The following is a 19,814-nucleotide window of genomic DNA, read 5'->3' on the forward strand; positions in this document are numbered from 1 at the left end:
CGCATCACTATATCAGAGAGCGAAGCACAAGGACCTGCCCATTGCAGCCTGTAATTGACACCTCGCTCTGGCTGGCGCGCAAGCGCCGGGCAATGGCCCATCCCATCGCCGGCGCGGATTTCCTCATGCGGCGGGCGGCCGAGGATCTTGCCGACCGGCTCGGCGCCGTCGAACGCAGGTTCGGCAAGGCGGCCTCATTGTTTTGCCAGACGCCGGCAGCAGCAGAGGTGCTCGCCGAAAGCGGCAAGGTGACGGAAAACGTGCGCGTCGAGGCCGACGCCGCTTTCCTGGGTGGCCAGCCAGGACTGTTGGCACCGTTGGAAACCGTGCCATTCGAGCCGGAAAGCCTCGACCTCGCAGTCTCGCTGCTGTCGCTGCAGGCGATGAACGACATTCCTGGCATGCTGGTGCAGGTCCGCCGGGCGCTAAAGCCGGACGGGCTTTTCCTCGGCGCCTTCGCCGGCACAGGCACGCTCTCCGAACTGCGCGAAAGCCTGCTTGCCGCCGAGACCGAGCTCTATTGCGGCGCCAGCCCGCGTGTGATCCCGTTCACCGACGTCCGCGACGCCGGCGCGCTGCTGCAACGCGCCGGCCTGGCACTGCCGGTTGCCGACGTCGACACGATCACGGTGCGCTACGATTCGCTATTTGGCCTGGTCGCCGACCTGCGCGCCATGGGCGAGACCAGCGCGCTTGTCGACCGCAGCAGGCGGCCGGGCACGCGAGCGCTGTTCGCGCGCGCCGCCGAAATCTATGCGGAGCGGTTTTCGGATTCCGATGGCCGCGTCAGGGCGAGTTTCTCGGTGGTCTGGATGTCAGGCTGGGCGCCCGATGCCTCTCAGCAAAAGCCGCTGAAGCCGGGCTCCGCAAAAATATCGCTGAAGACAATCCTGGAAAACCCCGGCGGCCCCTGAGCGGATCCTTGCGCAAAAGCTAAGCGTATCCCACGCAAAAGCTAAGCGGGTCACTGTGCAAAAGCGTTGGCAAGCTTGCTGCTGTTGTCGCTGAACAACCACTGGATGGCGCCGGCAGCCTGGCCAATACCAGCGACAATGGCAAGCGACAGAACGGCGACGATCAAACCATATTCGATAGCCGTCGCACCCCTCTCGTCTTCTAAAAATCGTTGCAGCAACATTTTCATGGGCGCCTATCCCTCTTGCCCGAACCTAGCGCCGACCCGTTAAGAAAGGTTAATGCGACAGGCTTAACGCGCGGTGAACCAGCTGCATTCTAGGAAACAGCCGAATCCTAGAGATCTGTTGAGGAGTCAGCAGTCGCCGCTGCTTCTGCCATCGGCCCGTATAACGCAGACCGAACTGGGCAGCGGCTGCAGCACGCTCTTGCGTAGCGTATAGCTATCGCGCTGGCCGATCGAGCCGGTGCTCATCGTATCAAGCCCGTCGCGGGCAAACTGCGAGCGGGTCCGGCTGTCGAGGTAGGGCGTCGCGATCAAGGCCAGAGCCACCGCGGCCGAGCCGAACAAGAGGGCGATGCGCAATATTCCCATGCCGGCATTGGCGGCGCCAGGAAGGCGGTCGGGCCAAGGCGAGTCCCAGTCCTTTTCAAGGCTCATGCAAATCGCTCCCCAGCGGTGGAATCGGCGTAACCGCCTAGCGTCAATTTTTCACGGTCAGATAAATCTTTCATTAACGCTGCTGCCAGCGCGTTGCAGCGCTGCCCGATTTACGGCAGGTCGGCCGTTACAGCAGATCGATGAGGAACTGGATCAGCGGGGCATCGGCCGGCGGCATTGGAAAATCGCGCATCTGGCGCGGCCGCACCCATTTCAGCACCTGGCCTTCCTTCGGCTGGGCAATGCCGCGGAATCGACGGCAGACGAATAGCGGCATCAGCAGGTGAAAATCATCGTAGGAATGGCTGGCGAAGGTGAGTGGCGCCAGGCAAGGGATGTCGGTTTCGATGCCGATCTCCTCGTACAATTCGCGGATCAGGCATTGTTCCGGCGTCTCACCGGGCTCGACCTTGCCGCCCGGAAACTCCCACAGGCCGGCGAGTTGCTTGCCTTCGGGCCGCTGCGCCAAAAGCACGCGCCCGTCGGCATCGACCAGCGCGCAGGCCGCGACCAGGAGCAGGCGTTTGCCGATCGTATCCAAGCCGCTCATGCGCCGGGTGGCCGGCGATAGCGATAGCGATAGACTTCGTCGAATCCGAGCGAACGGTAGAGCGCCAGCGCCGGCGCGTTGTCCGCCTCGACCTGCAGCCAGGCTTCCCGCGCCCCGCGCAGCCGCGCCCATTTCAGCGCCGACCGGATGAGATGGCGGCCATGGCCCTGGTTGCGCACCGACCTGTCGGTGGCGATCTCGAACAGGCCGGCAAGGTCGCCGTCATGCACGCAGATCAACGTTGCCAGCGGTTCGCTGCCGGCCTCCAGCGCAAACAGCCCGGCCTCCGGCTGGATGGCGCCGATGATCTCCGACAGGCCCGGCCGCAGCGACACATCCGAGCCGCTCACCTTGAGCGCCGCGCCGATGAAACGGCTGATGTCCTTCAACGGAATCTGGTCCATGGCGTCGTCGAGCGCGGCGTCCGCCAGCGGCAGCCGCATGACCAGCGACTCCGCGAATATGCTCCAGCCTTCGCCGTCGAGGTACTTCGAAAGATCCGGCCCCGACAGCGGCGAGATGCGAAAGGTCAGCGGCCTGCCATAGGCGTCGAAGCGGCGGCTGGCACGGCCGATGCGCTCGGCAATGTGCTGGATGTCGCCCGGATCGAGCGGATTGACCGAGTTCAGCCGCTTGGCCGGGTGGCCGGCCGTCAGCCGAACCACCCAGGTGCCGTCATAATGGACGGCGGCCGCCGGCCAGGCGCGAAAGCCGGCCGCCTCATAGCGGCGCACGATCGCCAACACGCTTGCCGGATGTCTGGAAGCCAACGCCATCAGCTCCGATAATCGCCGTTTATGGCGACATATTCCTTGGTGAGATCGCAGGTCCACACCGTCGCCTTGCCGCGGCCGATGCCGATATCGGCGCGGATGCGGATCTCGTCGCGCTTCATATACGCCGAAGTCGCCTCCTCGGAATAGGCGGCGTCGCGCTCGCCCTGATAGGCCAGGCGGTTGTCGCCGAACCAGATCGACAGAAGGTCGCGGTCGGCCGGTTCGCCGGCCTTGCCGACGGCCATGACGACGCGGCCCCAATTGGCGTCCTCGCCGGCGACTGCCGTCTTGACCAGCGGCGAATTGGCGATCGACAGCGCGATGCGCTTGGCCGAGCGGGCCGATTTGGCCCCGGTGACGGTGACCTCGACCTGCTTGCGGGCGCCCTCGCCGTCGCGCACCACCTGCAGTGCCAGCGATTTCAGCACCTTGCCGAGGGCACGGCGGAAGGCGCCGAGGCGCGCATCCTTGGGGTCGGAAATTGCCGGCGCGCCGCGCCTGGCGGCAGCACCCGTGGCGAACATCAGCAGCGTGTCGCTGGTCGAGGTGTCACTATCGACGGTAACCGCGTTGAAGGTCTTGGCCGTACCGCGCGACAGGAGGTCCTGCAGCACGGGTGCTGCGATCGGCGCATCGGTGGCGATGAAGGAAAGCATCGTCGCCATGTCGGGCGCGATCATCCCGGCGCCCTTGGCGATACCGTTGATGGTGACGTCGGCATCGCCGAGCTTGACCGTCGCGGTCGCCAGTTTGGGATAGGTGTCGGTGGTCATGATCGCCTTGGCGGCTTCGGTCCACAATTCCGGCTTGCCGTCCTTGACCAGACCGGCCAGCAGATGGCTGAACTTGCCGGCGTCGAGCGGTTCGCCGATCACGCCGGTCGAGGCCAGGAACACCTCGCCCGCTGTGCAGTCGGCCGCCTTCGCCGCCACCTCGCCCGTGAGTGCGGTCGAGGCGCGGCCCTTCTGGCCGGTAAAGGCATTGGCGTTGCCGGAATTGACGACCAGCACGCGCGCCTTGCCCGCCGTGAGGTTCTGCCGGCAGAAGTCGACCGGCGCCGACGGGCATTTCGACTTGGTGAACACGCCGGCGACGGTGGTGCCGGCGTCGAACACCATGGCCAGCAGGTCGGTGCGGTTCTTGTATTTTATGCCGGCCTCGGCGGTGGCGATGCGCACACCCTCGATGGCCGGCATCTTGGCATATTTCTTCGGCGCGAGCGGCGAAACCTGTGTGGACATGGAAGACCCCGGGCGGGAAAAATCGCGAAAGGAACGCCGGTTTGCCCGATAGCATGCGCCGGCGCAAGGCGTTTCACAGCCGTTACGGGTGCCGGAAGCCTGACACCTGCCGCGGCCGCAAGCAGGCTGTTGCAAATTTGTTGGCGTCGCTGCGACCGATAGCACTATGATCCTGCCCCATGGGCAGGCTTGTGGTCTTGGCACTGGCGTTTCTGGGCTTTCTGCTGCTGCGGGCCGATGCGCAGACGGCGCGGCGCGTGGCGCTTGTGGTCGGCAACGGCAGCTACGCCGAAGCCGGCACGCTGGCCAATCCCGTCAACGATGCGCTCGACATCGCCGACAAGCTGCGCGCCATCGGCTTCGAGGTGATCGAAGGCAACGATCTCGGCAAGCGCGAGCTCGAACGCAAGATCGGCGAATTCTCCGATGCGCTGCAAGGCGCCGGTGCCGGGCTGTTCTACTATGCCGGCCACGGCCTGCAGGTCGACGGGCGCAACTTCATCGTGCCGGTCGACGCCAGGCTGGACATGCCGGTCAAGCTGCGGCTCGAGGCGGTGCCGATCGACGAGGTTCTCGACATCATGGAGCAGCAGACCAAGGTCAGCCTGGTCTTCCTCGATGCCTGCCGCAACAACCCGTTTGCCCGAAGTCTCAGCCGCAGCGCCACGACGCGCTCGGCGACGGCTCTCGCCGGCCTTGCCCAGTTCGAGTCGACGCGCGGCTCGTTCATCGCCTTCTCGACGGCGCCCGGCGCTGTCGCAATGGACGGGACGGGGCGCAACTCGCCCTTTGCGGCGGCACTTTTGCGGCATATGGCCGAGCCCGGACAGAGCATCAGCGACATGATGATCGCGGTGCGCCGCGACGTCGTTTCCGCAACGCGCGAGGCGCAGCGTCCCTGGGAGCAGGGATCGCTGCTCGAGCGTTTCGAGTTCGTGCCGGGCGGAGACACTGCCCAGCAACCGAAACCGGCCGTCAGCCCGGCTCCCGCTTCGCAGGTGGCTGCGCTCGAACGCTCCGTCGGCGACAAGAGCGCCATCGAAAAGTTCCTGCGCGAGGACTATCTGGCGCCTGACGCCAGGAGAATGCGCGAAACCGTCAAGCGGCTTTACGGTTCGTCGGCCACCATCTACGGCACGCGTTACGACAGCGAGGCGATCGTCAAGGTCAAGACCGACTGGTTCGCGCAATGGGCATCGTGGTCGTTCGGTCTCGAGCCCGGCAGCCTTGAGGTGACGCCGCACGGCCAGGACCGTGCCGACGTGGTTTTCGCCATGCGCTACGACTATGTGCCGAAGAACAAATCGGCGCAGCGCCTGACCGGCAAGGCGCGGGTGACGCTGGAACTCGTGCTGGCCGATGGCGCGTGGCGCGTTGCGTCGGAAACGTCGCAAGCGCTGGAATGAACATCAGCGGACCGCTGGGTTGATGAACCCGCGAAACGCCCGCTGCACGCCCGGAATCAGTCCCCAGATCATGATCGAGACCATCAGCGGCGCGATGACCAGCGTACGCTGCCAGATTTGCCATTCCTGCGTCAGCGGAAAAACCACGTACAAAATGGCAGTGATCAGCGGATACACGCCGAGCAGCACCAGCAGGGCGAAGCGCAGGCGCGAAAAGCGGGTCACGGCGGTCGAGTGCATCAAACTCTCCTTATCGTTACGGAACGTTCCGTAACATATAAAAACGGATCGTTCCGTTTCGTCAACAGTTGTATATGATGGCTGCTGAAACCGCGGGTAAGGAAGAAGAGATGGGCGAGACCACCGATCCCGGGCGCAAGTCGGCCGGCGCACGGCGCAGCCCCGAAAGCGCCGATGCCATTCTCGATGCCGCCGAGGCGGTACTGGTCGAAGCCGGCTATTCCGGCTTCTCGATCGAGGCGGTGGCGCGCCGCGCACGCGCCGGAAAACCGACGATCTATCGCTGGTGGCCAAGCAAGGCCGCCTTGCTGCTCGACGTTTACCAGCGGCAAAAGCGCGTCGACAATCCCGATACCGGGAACCTTGCGGAGGATCTCGTCGGCTTCCTGAAGAGCTTGTTCGCGCACTGGCGCGACACATCGTCGGGCAGCGTGTTCCGATCGCTGATTGCCGAGGCGCAGTCGGACGAAAACGCGGCCGCCGCCCTCGCCGAATACGCAAGAGGGCGTCGTGTCCACACCGGCCAGATGGTCGAACGCGCCAAGGCAAAGGGAGAGATAGCTGCCGACGTCGATGCCACTGTCGTCGCCGACCTGATCGCCTCGTTCGCCTGGACGCATCTTCTGACGAACCGCCTGGACGAGGACGAAGCGACGCTGCGCAGGGCGGTCGGCTATGTCTTGAAAGGCATCGTCGCTGAGGATGCCGGCGACGCCACGCCGGTCCGGCGGCGGCGTCGACGCATCATCGGTCGCGCCCCCAAATAGAAGCAACAGGGCGGCAGCGCGCCCTGTCATAGCTCAATCTGGCCTATTTGGCGCTTTCCAGCGCGTCGACCGTCTTCTTCAGGTTCGCATCGGGAATGTCGACCTTGGCGTTGGCGCGCAGCGACTTGACCAGCGCGAAATACTTGTCGCGGATGACCGCCTGGCGCGCCTGGTCCTTGACCTGGTCGAAGGCCGGCGGCTGCTTGGTGCGCTTGTCCTCGACCTTGATGACGTGCCAGCCGAACTGCGACTGCACCGGCTGCTCGGTATATTTGCCGACCGCCAGCGCAAACACCGCCTTGTCGAATTCCGGCACCATCTGGCCAGGTCCGAACCAGCCGAGATCGCCGCCGCTGGTCTTGCCGCTCGGATCGCTGGTGTGCTCGTTGGCAAGCTTCTGGAAGTCGGCGCCGCCGTCGAGCTGCTTGATGATGGCGTCTGCCTCTTCCTTCGTCTTCACGAGGATGTGACGGGCGTGCACCTCATTGCTGGGCGGCGTGTTGGCGATTTCCTGGTCGTAGCGGGCGCGGACCTCGGCATCGGTAACCTTGTCGACGACGCCCTTCTCGACCATTTCGCCATGCAGCGCGCGCTGCTGCAGGAAGGCCATGCGGCGCTGGAAGTCGGGATCCTTGTCGAGGCCGGTGGTCACCGCCTGAGCCGCCATCACACGGATTTCGATCGCCGCCGAAAGCGCCGCGGCGCGGCGCTGCTCCGGCGGAAGCTGCGCGAACTGCTGCGACAGCTCGCCCTCGGCAAGCCCAAGGTCTGCCTCGGTCAGCGTCTGGCCGTTGATGGTGGCGACCACGGCGTTCGGATCGACCGGCTTGGCCGCCGGAGCGGGTGCCGCCGGCTGGGCAGGGGCGGCTTCCTGCGCCATCAGCGGCGACAGCGAGAGGGCCGATAGCCCGAATGCCAGACCAAGGCTGGCGAGCGACGCGCGGCGGAACAATACTGACATTACGATTATCTCCAAAGCGGGGTAGCTAGAGCGGAATGGCTTCCAGACCAGCAGGATTGTGGCGGAATTTGGCGCGGTCGACAGGGCGAGCGCGGCGTTGACATCGAATGAGCCCCCTCTTATCTGTCCAACGACTTTGCGTCCAGAACCGTTTTCCGGGCGCTTTTTGCGTTTGTCCGCGTTCACGTGGAGTTGATGGGGGCCGGCCGGCGCCCGTCGCAATGACTTGGAATGCTATCGAAAGGGCCATTGGATGGTCAGTCTCGGCGGTCTCGCCCGTAAGGTTTTCGGCTCCTCCAACGATCGTCGGGTCAAATCGACCCGGCCGCGCGTCGAGGCGATCAATGCCATGGAAAACGAGATGCGGGCGCTTTCCGACGCCGAGCTTCAGGCCCGCACCGACAAATTCCGCCAGGACATCGCCAACGGCGCCAGTCTCGACGACCTCCTGGTGCCGGCCTTCGCCACCGTGCGTGAGGCCGCCCGCCGCGTGCTCGGCATGCGGCCGTTCGACGTGCAGCTGATCGGCGGCATGGTGCTGCACAATGGCGGCATCGCCGAGATGCGCACCGGCGAAGGCAAGACGCTGGTGGCGACGTTGCCGGTCTACCTCAACGCGCTCGCCGGCAACGGCGTGCATGTCGTCACCGTCAACGACTATCTGGCCACGCGCGACTCCGAATGGATGGGCCGCGTCTACAAATTCCTCGGCCTCAAGGTCGGCGTCATCGTCCATGGCCTGTCCGACGAGGAGCGCCGCGTCGCCTACGCCGCCGACGTCACCTACGCCACCAACAACGAGCTCGGCTTCGACTATCTGCGCGACAACATGAAATACGAGCGCGCCCAGATGGTGCAGCGCGGCCACAGCTACGCCATCGTCGACGAGGTCGATTCCATCCTGGTCGACGAAGCCCGCACGCCGCTGATCATTTCCGGTCCGCTCGAGGACCGTTCGGAAATGTACAACACCATCGACACCTTCATCATCCAGCTGCAGCCGCAGGACTACGAGATCGACGAGAAGCAGAAGACCTCGATCTTCACCGAGGAAGGCACCGAGAAGCTGGAGAACATGCTGCGCGATGCCGGCCTGCTCAAGGGCGAGTCGCTCTACGACGTCGAGAACGTCGCCATCGTCCACCACGTCAACAACGCGCTGAAGGCGCACCGGCTGTTCCAGCGGGACAAGGACTATATCGTGCGCAACGGCGAGATCGTCATCATCGACGAGTTCACCGGCCGCATGATGCCCGGCCGCCGCTATTCGGAGGGCCTGCACCAGGCGCTCGAAGCCAAGGAGCATGTGGCGATCCAGCCGGAGAACCAGACGCTCGCCTCGGTCACCTTCCAGAACTATTTCCGCCTCTACAAGAAGCTCGCCGGCATGACCGGCACGGCGCTGACCGAGGCCGAGGAATTCGCCAACATCTACAATCTCGACGTCACCGAGATCCCGACCAACCTGCCGGTCATCCGCATTGACGAAGACGACGAGGTCTACCGGACGGTCGAGGAGAAATACAAGGCGATCGTCAAGGAGATCAAGGAAGCCCGCGCCAAGAGCCAGCCGACGCTGGTCGGCACGACTTCCATCGAGAAGTCCGAGCAGCTGGCCGAACGCCTGCGCAAGGAAGGTTTCAAGGATTTCGAGGTGCTGAACGCCCGCCACCACGAGCGCGAGGCGGCGATCGTCGCCCAGGCCGGCAAGCCCGGCGCCATCACCATTGCCACCAACATGGCCGGCCGCGGCACCGACATCCAGCTCGGCGGCAATGCCGACATGCGCATCGCCGACGAGCTTGGCGACATGCCGGCCGGCCCCGAGCGCGGGGCCAGGGAAAAGGAAATCCGCGACGACATCGCCCGGCTGAAGGAAAAGGCGCTCGCCGCCGGCGGCCTCTACGTGCTGGCCACCGAACGCCATGAATCGCGCCGCATCGACAATCAGTTGCGCGGCCGCTCGGGCCGCCAGGGCGATCCCGGCCGCTCGAAATTCTTCCTGTCGCTGCAGGATGATCTGATGCGCATCTTCGGTTCCGAGCGCATGGACGGCATGCTGCAGAAGCTCGGCCTCAAGGAAGACGAGGCGATCATCCATCCGTGGATCAACAAGGCGCTGGAAAAGGCGCAGAAGAAGGTCGAGGCGCGCAACTTCGACATCCGCAAGAACCTGTTGAAATATGACGACGTCTCGAACGACCAGCGCAAGGTGGTGTTCGAACAGCGCATCGAGCTGATGGACGGCGAGGGCCTGTCCGAGACCATCACCGAGATGCGCGAAGGCGTCATCGAGGAGATCGTCGCCAAGAATATTCCCGAAAACGCCTATGCCGAGCAGTGGAACGTCGCCGGCCTCAAGGCCGAGATCGCCGAATTCCTCAATCTCGATCTGCCGGTCGAGAACTGGGTCAAGGAAGAAGGCATCGCCGAGGACGACATCCGCGAGCGCGTCAGCCAGGCCGCCGAGGCCGCCGCCAAGGAACGCGCCGAGCGCTTCGGCCCCGACGTGATGACCTATGTCGAGCGCTCGGTGGTGCTGCAGACGCTCGACCATCTGTGGCGCGAGCACATCGTCAATCTCGACCATCTGCGCTCGGTCGTCGGCTTCCGCGGCTATGCGCAGCGCGATCCGCTGCAGGAGTACAAGGGCGAAGCGTTCGAACTGTTCCAGGCGATGCTGGGCAATCTGCGCCAGGCCGTCACCGCGCAGCTGATGCGCGTCGAGCTGGTCCGCCAGGCGGCCGATGCGCCGCCGCCCGAAGCCCCCGACATGTTCGGCAGCCATATCGACGGCTTCACCGGCGAGGACGATTTCGAAGGCGGCGAGACGGCCGTCCTGGTCCGCCAGGAGACCAACGCCATCGTCGCCCCCGAAGACCGTGACCCGAAGAACCCGGCGACCTGGGGCAAGGTCGGCCGCAACGAGGCTTGCCCCTGTGGTTCGGGCAAGAAATACAAGCATTGCCATGGGGCGTTCGCGTAAGGCACCGCGATTTCGGCTCATTTGGTAGCTCTGCGGGACAGCGCCCCCCTCTGTCCTGCCGGACATCTCCCCCATTTGGGGGGAGATCGGACGTCACATTGGTCTTCGCCAATCACCAAGGTTGAAGAAAAAGTCGCAAGCGGCGAAACTGCCAATCTCCCCCCTCGTGGGGGAGATGGCCGGCAGGCCAGAGGGGGGCGCGAAGGGTCGCCGGCCTTTGATTTATTCGCTTCTCAAATCAGCCCTGAATCGCGTGCCGCGGCCGTCGCCTCACCCCGCGAAACCGCGTCCAGCTTGCCCAGAACCGCCGAAACGTGGTGATCGACCGTCTTCGGCGAAATTGTCAGCTGCTCGGCGATCCGCTTGTTGGAGAAGCCGCGCTCGATCAGTTGCAGCACCTCCATCTGGCGCCGGGTCAGGCCGGCGCGATTGGCGCGCGTGGTTCGGCGCGGCCCCCTTGCGATGCCGTTGACGCCGTTGCGGCGCATGATATCGCGCAGGTGAACGGCGACCGGCCTGGCGCCGATGCTTTCGAAAATCTCCAGCGCCAGGCGCTGCGCGGTCTCGTTACCCTCTGCCAACGCCAGCCCGCGTTCGTAGGGCGCGTTCATCTCGGCCCATAGTTCTGCCGCCGCCTGCCAGTCGCCGGCGAGCAACAGCCGGTAGGGCGCAGCCATGCCGATGGTGTCGCCGGGATCGAAGTCCGGCGCCAGCTTCTGCCGCCACATCGCCAGCTCGCCGAAGACCGCCCGTGTCGTCGACAGGCTCTCGGCCAGCGCGATCAGGCCGAACGCCTCCTCCCGGTCGCCCTGGCCAAGCCATGCCCGCTCGGCCATCAGTGCCGCATAGGGCGCCAGCCGCTGCAATTCCGATCCCTTTTCGAGGAACCGCGCCATTTCGGCAAGCAGCGGCTCGGCGGAAGGATCGCCGCGCCGCACGCGCAGCTTTGCCATCGCCACCACGGCGGGATGGCGGACCAGCATCGTCGCCTGCTCGTTGGCGATCACCTCGAGTGCCTCGGCGGCAGCCTCTTCCCATTGCCCCCGGCGCAGCAGCAGCTGCGCCAGCACGCCGCGCATATAGTCGCGCCAGGTGACGAGGTCGTTTTCGACGCAATAGTTGATGCCGCGATCGAGGAACGACCGCGCGTCAGCGAAGCCGAGCTGGTTCATCTCGCTGCAGGCGCTGTTGGTGAAGGCGCGCGCCGCATGTTCCTGAAAATTCTGCTCCAGCGCGATCTCCAGGCTGCGGGCAAGGTGCAGCCGTCCGTTTGCCAGATCCAGCCACTGCTCGGCGCTGCCGACATTGTTGAGGGCGTGGCAGACGATGTCGGGCCGGTTCAGTTGTTCGGCGAGCGCAATCGCCTTGTTGCCGAGCCGCAGCGTGTCGTCGAGCCTTTCGGCCAGCATCGCCAGTTGCGAGAGGTTGGAATAGGCCATGGCGAGTTCCGGCCCGGCCGGCGCGGTCTCCAGCAGCTGAACCGCCTGCTCGCCAAGGGCATCGGCAGCCATGCGGTCGCCAAGCAGGTAGGCAAAGCGCGACAGCCATCTGAGGCAATCCCCTTCCTTCGCCGTATTCCCCTGGGCCTGATGCAGCCGGCGCGCCTGGTCCTGCGCGGCGATGGCCTCGTCGATCTTGCCGATGAGGTGGCACTCGAAGGCATATTTCTCATAGAGCGCCGTGCGCTCCTCCACCGGCAGGCTGTCGGCCTGCCGCAACACGGCTTCATAGAAGCCGGCCGCATCGCGATGGGCGCCGACGCGGGAGGCCTCGCGCGCCGCAACCGGGGCCAGTTCGCGCACTGCCTGCAGATTGTGCGCCTCCACCGCGTGATGCACGAGGCGGCCGGTGGAGACCTCACTGTTTTCGAGCAGGGCAGCCAGCGCGCGCTGGTTGAACTGCCGCCTGTGGCTCGTCGTCAACATCGCCTCGATGGCGCGGCGGGCGATCTCGTGGCGGAACGCATAGCCATCGCCCAGATCCTCCAGCAAGCCGTTGGCGACGCATTCGGCAAGCTGGCCGGCACTGGCGACGCCGCACAGGCCTTGCAACGCCCAGGCGTCGGCCCGGCGTGGGAACACCGACACCGCGTCGAGCATCGAGCGGGCGCCGGCCGACAGGCGCTCGGCGCGCGCCAGAACCGCGTCGCGCACGCTTGCCGGCAGCGCCGTTTTTTCCTCGCATCCGCTGCACAACAGTTCGGTGACGAAAAAGGCGTTGCCCGCCGTCGCCCGGTAGATGGCATCGCCATCACGCCCCGCCGCCTCGGCCAGCGACAGCACCGCCGACTCGCTGAGCAGCGGCACGTCGATGCGCGCGACGCTGCCTGCCGGTATCTCGCCGAGCGCGCGGCGCACCCGCATCTGTCCCTCGCTGCGATCGGTGCGCGCCGTCAGCAGCAGCAAGAGATGCCTGCTGGCGATGCGCCGGCCGAGAAAGCGGACGAAATCGAGCGTCGCATCATCGGCCCAGTGCAAGTCCTCGATCACCAACAGGGTCGGCTGCGCCTTCGTCTCGAAGATTTCGAGTGCATCCGAAAACAGCGGCAGCCTCTGTCCTTGCCGATGATCGATCGCCTGCGGCAGCGCCCATTGCGCGTCCCGCGCCAGATCGTAGAGCGGCCCGAGCGGATCGGGTATCGACAGATCCTCGCAGGCACTGCGGAATATGCGCGTGGCTTGCACAGTCCGGTCGATGAAGGCCTCGACAAGCGCGGTCTTGCCGGCCCCGGCCTCGCCAGCAAGCACCGCGACGCAGCCACGGCCGCGCCCGGCATCGGCCAGCAGCCCGTCGAGTCGCTCCAGCTGTGTCTGCCGTTCCAGAAGCATCATTCGCTCACGGAGATCGAGTTCGCCGAAAAGGCGGACCCGCGATGGACCCGCCAACATATCTCCCGTCCATAACGCTGCCAACATAGGGAATCGTCCCGCCAAAAATGGGGAAAGGTTCCGATGTGCGCTCTGGCCGGGCGTGATCAATGTCGAGCCGCGCTCAAACCGGGCGTGACCCACTGGAGAAAGGAAGGCTTCGATGCCTCGCTATCTGATTGAACGCACATTCCCGGACGGCCTCAACGTGCCGATGAACGAAGCCGGCGCCGACGCGCTGGGCGGTGTCGTCATGCGCAATGCCGAAAAGGGCGTTACCTGGCTGCAGTCCTACGTGTCGCCGGACAAGAAGCGCAGCTTCTGCATCTACGACGCGCCCTCGCCCGAGGCGATCCGCAGCACCGCCCAGAAGAATTCGCTGCCTGTCGACAAGATCACGGAGGTGCGGGTTCTTGACCCCTACTTTTACCGTTGATGGCAGGCAAACCCCAAGTGGCGGACAAAAGGATGAGCATCAAACTGCCCTTCGCGGCAATTGCGACATGCCTGATGGCATGCCGGTCGGCGAACCGGCGCCTGTCGTGGGAAACCCCGGCGGTTCCCTGCTTGGCCGTCTATGGCGGATCGCGGCGGCGCTGCCTTCGCGTCTGCTGGGCAGGCGGCGCCGGCTGCCCCCGCAAGACGATTATCTGAGGCAGGACATGGGACTGCCCGACCGCGAGCAGCGGCGCGAATACTGGGAATATTATTGGTGGGACCATTAGTACGCCGCGCCGTTTGGACGGGCTGAAACAAGGCGTGCAACCGGCCGCATCATTGCGGCCGACATGAAAACAGGACGAGCGACCTGTTTCGCAAAATTCCAACGGACGCCGCAGCGTTGAGCAGACCCGATCGGTGCGCGTCCTCAAACAACCGGAGAGAACATGAACATCAATCTTTGCACCGGGCGCCTTGCCGCCCTGGCCATCCTGTCGATCGCCGCCACCGCGGCCCAGGCAAAGGACGGCAATCCGCTGGCCGACATGGTACGCGCGGCCAACAGCCGCTTCGAGAATGTGGCGGCGGCGACCGCCGAGGGCTATGCGCCCATTCCTTGCGCCAGCGGCATCACCGGCGGCGCCATGGGCATCCACTACGTCAATCCCGGCTACCTCAAGGACGACGCGGTCGATGTCGCCAAGCCTGAAGCCGTCATGTACGAGCCGATGGCCGACGGCACGCTAAAACTGATCGCGGTCGAATACATCACGTCGAAAGGCCCGGCCTCGCTCGATGGACATCTGTTCAACTTCAACAGCGCGCCCAACCGCTATGGCCTCGGCCCGTTCTACGAGCTGCATGTCTGGGCCTGGAAGGGCAACCCGACCGGCGCGTTCGCGGACATGAACCCGAACGTGTCCTGCGATGCGATGAAGGGTATGTAGGCGAGGATCGGTCCGGGTTCGACGCGCCGAATAATGCGCCTTGCTTCTCTCCGTTCTACGGGGAGAAGGTGGCCCGAGGGGCCGGATGAGGGCAGCGCCGGTCTTTGGCGACTAGCCAATCTCCCCACCTGAGGGGGAGATGGCCGGCAGGCCAGAGGGGGGCGCTGTCCCGCCGGCGTGACCAGCTAAAATTCCGCAAACGCCACGTCATCTACGCTCACTTCCTCGACCATCTTCACCCGCACGCCGATCTTCTGCTCCTTCAGCAGGTCTCGCCGTCGATAAGGTCGATGGCCGGCGTTCCATCGCCCCGCCTCCACTCCCACCCAACCGTTTCTTAATGTGTCTCCGCTACACCAAGCCCCTGTAAAATGGCGGAAAACGGAGTGTGATCGGGGTGCGCTTTTCCGCGGCGACGACAGCCGGGCGGTTCCTGCCGCAGCGCCTTGCGCTGCGCATCACGCCGCTGCTTGGCCTGATCGATGCCGTCCTGTTCAGCGCCGGCGCGCGCGGCGAGGCCGGCCGCATGTCGCTGATCGCCTTTTCGGTCCGCATCGTCAGCGCCGTCATCGCCTTCGTCAGTCAGGTTTTGATGGCGCGCTGGATGGGGTCGTTCGAATACGGCATTTTCGTGCTCGTGTGGGTGACGATGGTCATCGTCGGCAATCTCGCCTGCCTCGGCTTCCACACCTCGATCATCCGCTTCATTCCCGAATATCGCGAGCGCGGCATGATGGCCGAATTGCGCGGCATCGTGCGGGCCAGCCGGCTGTTCGTGCTGATTGCCTCGACGGTGATCGCCGGCCTCGGCGCGCTCGGCGTCTGGCTACTGTCGCCCTTTATCGAGAACTATTATGTCGTGCCGTTCATCCTCGGCATCATCTGCCTGCCGATGATCGCCATGTCCGACCTGCTGCAAGGGCTGGCGCGGGCCAATTCCTGGGCGCTGTTTGCGCTGTCGCCGACATTCCTGGTGCGGCCGCTGCTGATCCTGGCGTTCATGGCGCTGATGCTGCTGGCGGGCTACGCGCCGGACGCCAGAACGGCGATCTTCGCCGCGATCGCCGCCACCTACGCCACCACGCTCGGTCAGCTCGTCGGCGTCACCTCGCGCATCGACAAAAGAATCCCCGCCGGGCCGATGAAGCTGCATTTCGGCCAATGGTTCATCGTCTCGCTGCCGATCTTCCTGGTCGAGAGCTTCTTCTTCCTGCTCACCAATGCCGACGTGCTGATGGTCGGCGCCTATCTCGATCCCAACGACGTCGCCGTCTATTTCGCCACCGTCAAGACGCTGGCGCTGGTGCATTTCGTCTATTTCGCGGTCAAGGCCGGCGTCGCCCAGCGCTATGCGCAGTTCACCCATGGCGAGCCTCAAAAGCTCGCCGCCTTCGCCCGCGAAACCGTGTCGTGGACCTTCTGGCCGTCGCTGGCGATGGCGCTGCTCGTGCTGGCCCTGGGCGAGCCGATGCTGACCCTGTTCGGCCCGGAATTTTCCGCCGGCTATCCGCTGCTGTTCCTGCTGGTGTTCGGCGTCGTCGCGCGGGCCGCCGTCGGCCCTTGCGAAAGCCTGCTCACCATGAGCGGCAACCAGAACATCTGTGCCGCCGTCTATGCCATGACGCTGGCCTTCAACATCGCGCTTAGCGTCGTGCTGATCCCGCTCTTCGGTCTGTGGGGCGCGGCGATGGCCACTGTCTTCGCCATGATCTTCGAGGCCGGCGCGCTGTCCTTTACGGTCTGGCGCAAGCTCGGCATCGCCATGGTCATTTTCGTGCCCGCCAAAGGAGCTGCCTGATGGCTGCCGTCCCCTTGCTCGAGGAAACCAGCGGCGGCCCGGCCGGCGCCATGGTGTCCGGCCTTGCCGGGCTTGCCCGCGAAGCCGATCCCGCCCATGTCGAGATCCTCGCCAACAACCGGCCCGAGCGCAAGCTTGCCATCTATCCGGCCTCCGCCGGCTTCGACCTGGTCGAGGAGCTCGACTATCTCTGTACCCGCACGATCGAGCCCAACGTCTTCTTCAATCCGCGCTTCCTGGCGCCGGCCATGCCCAGGCTCGAGGACCGCGAGGTGCGGCTGGCCGTCATCCGGGACGGTGACCAGTATCGCAACCGGCTGCGCCTGCTGGTGCCGTTCTCGGTCGAGCGACCGGTGGTGCCGCTCGGGGTTCCCGTCATGCGCACCTGGTCGAGCCCGTTCGGCCCGATCGGCACGCCCCTGGTCGACCGCGACGATCCGATCGGCGTCATCGAGGATTTCTTCGCGATGCTGTCCAGGCCGCATCTCAAGCTGCCGAAAGTCTTCGTGCTGCCCGACATAAGGCTGGACGGCCCGGTGGCGAGCCTGCTCGCCAGCGTCGCCGAGACGCGCGGCCTGACGCTGGTCACCACCGGCAAGGCCGACCGCCCGGTGCTCGAAAGCGAGCTCGACGGCGAGGAGTATCTGAAGGCTTCGCTGCGCGCGCACCATTATCGCGAGTTCCGCCGCCTGAAGCGCCGCCTCGCCGACCTCGGCCGGCTGGAGCATGTCGTGGCGCGCGGGCCGGACGAGATCCGCCATGCCATCGAAAATTTCCTGACTTTGGAGGCAGCCGGCTGGAAAGGCCGCGAGCGCACCGCCATGGCGATCGACCGCTACCGCGCCGCCTTCGCCCGCGAAGCGGTGCACCGGCTGGCCGAGCAGGATCTCTGCCGCATCCATTCGCTGACGCTCGACGGCCGCACCATCGCCTGCCTGGTCGTCTTCGTCGAGGCGGGCGTCGCCTACACCTGGAAGACCGCCTATGACGAGACGCTCGCTGCCTATTCGCCGGGCACGCTGCTGATGATCGAGGTGACCAGGCAGCATCTCGACGACCCCAACATCATGATGACCGATTCCTGCGCGGTGCCCGACCATCCGGTGATGAGCCGGCTGTGGAGCGAACGCAAGCCGATGGGCACGCTGGTGATCGGGCTGACGCCGGACGCCGACCGCCCCGCCCGCCAGGCGGCCTCGCAGCTTCACCTCTATCGCGAGACCCGCAACATGGCGCGCCTGCTGCGCAACCGGATGAGGAGCCTGCTGCGCCGGCGGTAGAGTATCGGGTCCAAAGTGGGCCCGACCGTCCGTCTCTGCACCGTCGGCTCGCTCGGGCCTAGGTCGTCAGGGTTAATTCTCCCGATCAGCGGAAAGGATTAGCATCGACGCAGTCCCAACCGGGATGAGGCGATCAATTACGGCCGCGCGTCCAGCACCACTGCCGCCTCGGTCCTGCACGGCCAGAAGAAAAAATCTGGGAGGAATGCATGATGAAAACAACTCACCTCAGGCGTGTCGGTATCCTCACCTTGGCAGGTCTCGTTGGCGCGTGTCTGAACGCCGCCACTCCTCGGGCGGCCGAACCCGACAAAGCCGAGATCGATGCCCTGCGTAAATCGCTGTCCAGGTATGAAGACTACAAGGTTGCCATTCGCGAGCTTTATCTATCGACGGTAGGATGCGTCTTCTACAGCGGCGAAAAGGTAGAGGGGGCGATGGACTACCCGAAGGGCGCGATGGGCATCCATTTCGTCAACGTCACGACTGTCGGCCCGACGGCGGATCCGACGCGCCCCAATGTGCTGATCTATGAGCCGGTCGGCGGCGAATTGCGCCTGGTCGGCGCGGAATGGCTCGTGCCCTTGACGCCGGACACAAAGGAGCCGCCGAAGCTCTTCGGCCAGACATTCCAGGGGCCGATGGAGGGGCATTATCCGCTCATCCCGAAGGAATTCCACCACTACGACCTTCACGCCTGGCTGTTCAAGGACAACCCGCTCGGAATGTTCAGCCCGACGAACCCGGACGTGAAATGCGACAACTATCCGTTTCCGATGCCTGAGCAGCCGACCAAGATGGTGCCGGGGCCGATGTAATAGCGGCTCAGGCTACGATCCGAGCCTACCAGGAAAGGCAGCCGGACCTCAAAGGCGTTATCCCGGAGGACGCTCCTGGGATAACGTCCAACCAAAAGTCCGTGCCCGGAACTTCGGACTCGTTTGCCGTTTTGGCAATCACGACACTGCCGCGAATTCACAAAGGCGTTCCAAGGAGCCGACCGCGAAACGACGGAGGACCAAGTGAAAAGTCTGATCCAGACAGGATTGTCCGCAGCCGTTTCGGGTACGATCGTCAGCTTCGCCACGACAGCTGCGCTGGCCCTGCTTGCAAGGCGGGAAGGCAAAGGCGCCCTGCAGCCCACGAATGCGACCAGCCACTGGCTCTACGGCGAACAGGCCGCGTCCGTGCGGCGCGGTGACGTAGCGCACACGCTCGTCGGCTATGGCACGCATCACGCTTCCTCCATCTTCTGGGCATTCCTCTTCGAACTATGGCTCGCCTCGAGGCCGCCGCGTCCGTCGCTTCTGATATTTCGCGATGCGTTGGCGGCAGCGGCCATTGCCGCGGCAACAGATTATGGCTTCGTGCCGAAGCGGTTGACGCCAGGTTGGGAGACGGTGCTGCCGAAGCGATCTATCGCGGCGACTTTTGCGGTGATGGCGGTCGGTCTAGCGATGGGCGGCATGATCAACAAGGAATTGCGCCGGCAGCATTAGGGACAGGGATTTGAGACAGATGCTTGGCACGGCGCGTTCACATCATCGCGACGGGCGGATCGCCGCGCTCGTCCCATTCTGCGGCATCTCCACCTCATCGGGAACCTTTCTCAAGGGACATGGTTCCGAATGTGCGGCGAAAGCGTGCTGCTCATTCCTGCTATCGCCAAGGAGATTCGATCATGAAGCTTCGCGAGTTGTTGGATCAAGTAAAGGACCTGCCGCCGGACACCTTGGTCTGTGCCGCCGAAATCGATGAAGCCTTTGCAGTCAACGTTGTTGGCATCGAAGCTGTCGGGAGCGCCAGAATCCAAAGCCGCAAACCAGATGGCACCGAAGCTGTCGAACTCGCCAACGGGACCGAGAAAGTCATCGTGATCCGCTGGTGAAAACCGGGGAAGGTTGCGTTCAACAGCATGATGTTCGCCCCACTGTGGGGTGCTGAATTGCGAATGCTGGCAGCGTATCGATGGCGGCGG

Annotated in this window: 20 protein-coding genes; 12 read left to right on the top strand and 8 right to left on the bottom strand. The window is 64.7% G+C overall.

Features of this window, described 5'->3' with window-relative positions; translation table 11 throughout:
* Nucleotides 1-41: 41 nt before the first annotated feature.
* Complete coding sequence (locus NKI25_RS05810) at nucleotides 42-914, top strand: methyltransferase domain-containing protein (protein WP_352998242.1); 873 nt, start codon at nucleotides 42-44, stop codon at nucleotides 912-914.
* 50 nt (nucleotides 915-964) lie between these two features.
* On the opposite strand, the gene NKI25_RS05815 is transcribed toward NKI25_RS05810, so the two are convergent.
* From NKI25_RS05815 to argJ, 5 genes are all read right to left on the bottom strand, one after another.
* Entirely contained in the window at nucleotides 965-1,144 is a 180-nt protein-coding gene (locus NKI25_RS05815) for a Flp family type IVb pilin (protein ID WP_023677981.1), read from the bottom strand.
* Nucleotides 1,145-1,270: 126 nt separating this feature from the next.
* Nucleotides 1,271-1,576 carry a hypothetical protein gene (locus NKI25_RS05820; protein WP_023677980.1) on the bottom strand — a complete coding sequence of 102 codons (306 nt, stop codon included), beginning with the start codon at nucleotides 1,574-1,576 and terminating at the stop codon, nucleotides 1,271-1,273.
* Between the two features lie 127 nt (nucleotides 1,577-1,703).
* Entirely contained in the window at nucleotides 1,704-2,126 is a 423-nt protein-coding gene (locus NKI25_RS05825; protein ID WP_023677979.1) for a (deoxy)nucleoside triphosphate pyrophosphohydrolase, read from the bottom strand.
* Nucleotides 2,123-2,902: a GNAT family N-acetyltransferase gene (locus NKI25_RS05830; RefSeq protein ID WP_352682992.1), complete on the bottom strand. Its 780-nt coding sequence runs from the start codon at nucleotides 2,900-2,902 to the stop codon at nucleotides 2,123-2,125. The genes NKI25_RS05825 and NKI25_RS05830 overlap by 4 nt, the downstream gene beginning before the upstream one ends.
* Nucleotides 2,902-4,143: a bifunctional glutamate N-acetyltransferase/amino-acid acetyltransferase ArgJ gene (argJ, locus tag NKI25_RS05835; protein WP_352998243.1), complete on the bottom strand. Its 1,242-nt coding sequence runs from the start codon at nucleotides 4,141-4,143 to the stop codon at nucleotides 2,902-2,904. The genes NKI25_RS05830 and argJ overlap by 1 nt, the downstream gene beginning before the upstream one ends.
* Before the next feature lie 179 nt (nucleotides 4,144-4,322).
* Between argJ and NKI25_RS05840 the strand changes: the two genes are divergently transcribed.
* A complete protein-coding gene (locus tag NKI25_RS05840) occupies nucleotides 4,323-5,549 on the top strand; it encodes a caspase family protein (RefSeq protein ID WP_352998244.1) in 1,227 nt (408 codons plus the stop codon).
* 3 nt (nucleotides 5,550-5,552) lie between these two features.
* Here NKI25_RS05840 and NKI25_RS05845 read toward each other — a convergent pair whose 3' ends face one another.
* Nucleotides 5,553-5,789 carry a putative antibiotic biosynthesis monooxygenase gene (locus NKI25_RS05845; protein WP_352998245.1) on the bottom strand — a complete coding sequence of 79 codons (237 nt, stop codon included), beginning with the start codon at nucleotides 5,787-5,789 and terminating at the stop codon, nucleotides 5,553-5,555.
* A gap of 110 nt (nucleotides 5,790-5,899) precedes the next feature.
* Between NKI25_RS05845 and NKI25_RS05850 the strand changes: the two genes are divergently transcribed.
* On the top strand, nucleotides 5,900-6,556 hold the full coding sequence (locus NKI25_RS05850) for a TetR/AcrR family transcriptional regulator (protein ID WP_352998246.1): 657 nt from the start codon (nucleotides 5,900-5,902) through the stop codon (nucleotides 6,554-6,556).
* A 43-nt stretch (nucleotides 6,557-6,599) separates the two neighbouring features.
* Here the strand turns inward: NKI25_RS05850 and NKI25_RS05855 are convergent, their stop codons facing one another.
* A complete protein-coding gene (locus NKI25_RS05855; protein WP_352998247.1) occupies nucleotides 6,600-7,517 on the bottom strand; it encodes a peptidylprolyl isomerase in 918 nt (305 codons plus the stop codon).
* 253 nt (nucleotides 7,518-7,770) lie between these two features.
* Here NKI25_RS05855 and secA point away from each other — a divergent pair, with 253 nt between their 5' ends.
* A complete protein-coding gene (gene secA / locus NKI25_RS05860) occupies nucleotides 7,771-10,503 on the top strand; it encodes a preprotein translocase subunit SecA (RefSeq protein WP_352998248.1) in 2,733 nt (910 codons plus the stop codon).
* A gap of 233 nt (nucleotides 10,504-10,736) precedes the next feature.
* Here secA and NKI25_RS05865 read toward each other — a convergent pair whose 3' ends face one another.
* A complete protein-coding gene (locus NKI25_RS05865; RefSeq protein WP_352998249.1) occupies nucleotides 10,737-13,334 on the bottom strand; it encodes a helix-turn-helix transcriptional regulator in 2,598 nt (865 codons plus the stop codon).
* A 199-nt stretch (nucleotides 13,335-13,533) separates the two neighbouring features.
* Between NKI25_RS05865 and NKI25_RS05870 the strand changes: the two genes are divergently transcribed.
* From NKI25_RS05870 to NKI25_RS05905, 8 genes are all read left to right on the top strand, one after another.
* Nucleotides 13,534-13,806 (top strand): DUF4242 domain-containing protein, encoded by a 273-nt coding sequence (locus NKI25_RS05870; protein WP_023677971.1) that lies wholly within the window; start codon nucleotides 13,534-13,536, stop codon nucleotides 13,804-13,806.
* 67 nt (nucleotides 13,807-13,873) lie between these two features.
* Nucleotides 13,874-14,095, top strand: a complete 222-nt coding sequence (locus tag NKI25_RS05875) for a hypothetical protein (protein ID WP_051406161.1) — start codon at nucleotides 13,874-13,876, stop codon at nucleotides 14,093-14,095.
* A gap of 162 nt (nucleotides 14,096-14,257) precedes the next feature.
* Nucleotides 14,258-14,758 carry a hypothetical protein gene (locus tag NKI25_RS05880; protein WP_352619584.1) on the top strand — a complete coding sequence of 167 codons (501 nt, stop codon included), beginning with the start codon at nucleotides 14,258-14,260 and terminating at the stop codon, nucleotides 14,756-14,758.
* 397 nt (nucleotides 14,759-15,155) lie between these two features.
* Nucleotides 15,156-16,556 carry a lipopolysaccharide biosynthesis protein gene (locus tag NKI25_RS05885; protein WP_023677968.1) on the top strand — a complete coding sequence of 467 codons (1,401 nt, stop codon included), beginning with the start codon at nucleotides 15,156-15,158 and terminating at the stop codon, nucleotides 16,554-16,556.
* A complete protein-coding gene (locus NKI25_RS05890) occupies nucleotides 16,556-17,836 on the top strand; it encodes a GNAT family N-acetyltransferase (RefSeq protein WP_023677967.1) in 1,281 nt (426 codons plus the stop codon). The genes NKI25_RS05885 and NKI25_RS05890 overlap by 1 nt, the downstream gene beginning before the upstream one ends.
* A gap of 209 nt (nucleotides 17,837-18,045) precedes the next feature.
* Entirely contained in the window at nucleotides 18,046-18,654 is a 609-nt protein-coding gene (locus tag NKI25_RS05895) for a hypothetical protein (RefSeq protein WP_023677966.1), read from the top strand.
* A 204-nt stretch (nucleotides 18,655-18,858) separates the two neighbouring features.
* Nucleotides 18,859-19,335 (top strand): hypothetical protein, encoded by a 477-nt coding sequence (locus tag NKI25_RS05900; protein WP_352621674.1) that lies wholly within the window; start codon nucleotides 18,859-18,861, stop codon nucleotides 19,333-19,335.
* A 182-nt stretch (nucleotides 19,336-19,517) separates the two neighbouring features.
* Complete coding sequence (locus NKI25_RS05905) at nucleotides 19,518-19,724, top strand: sugar phosphorylase (protein ID WP_352998250.1); 207 nt, start codon at nucleotides 19,518-19,520, stop codon at nucleotides 19,722-19,724.
* Nucleotides 19,725-19,814 lie beyond the last annotated feature (90 nt).

It is taken from the genome of Mesorhizobium sp. M0808, from assembly GCF_040320025.1.
Lineage (GTDB): Bacteria > Pseudomonadota > Alphaproteobacteria > Rhizobiales > Rhizobiaceae > Mesorhizobium.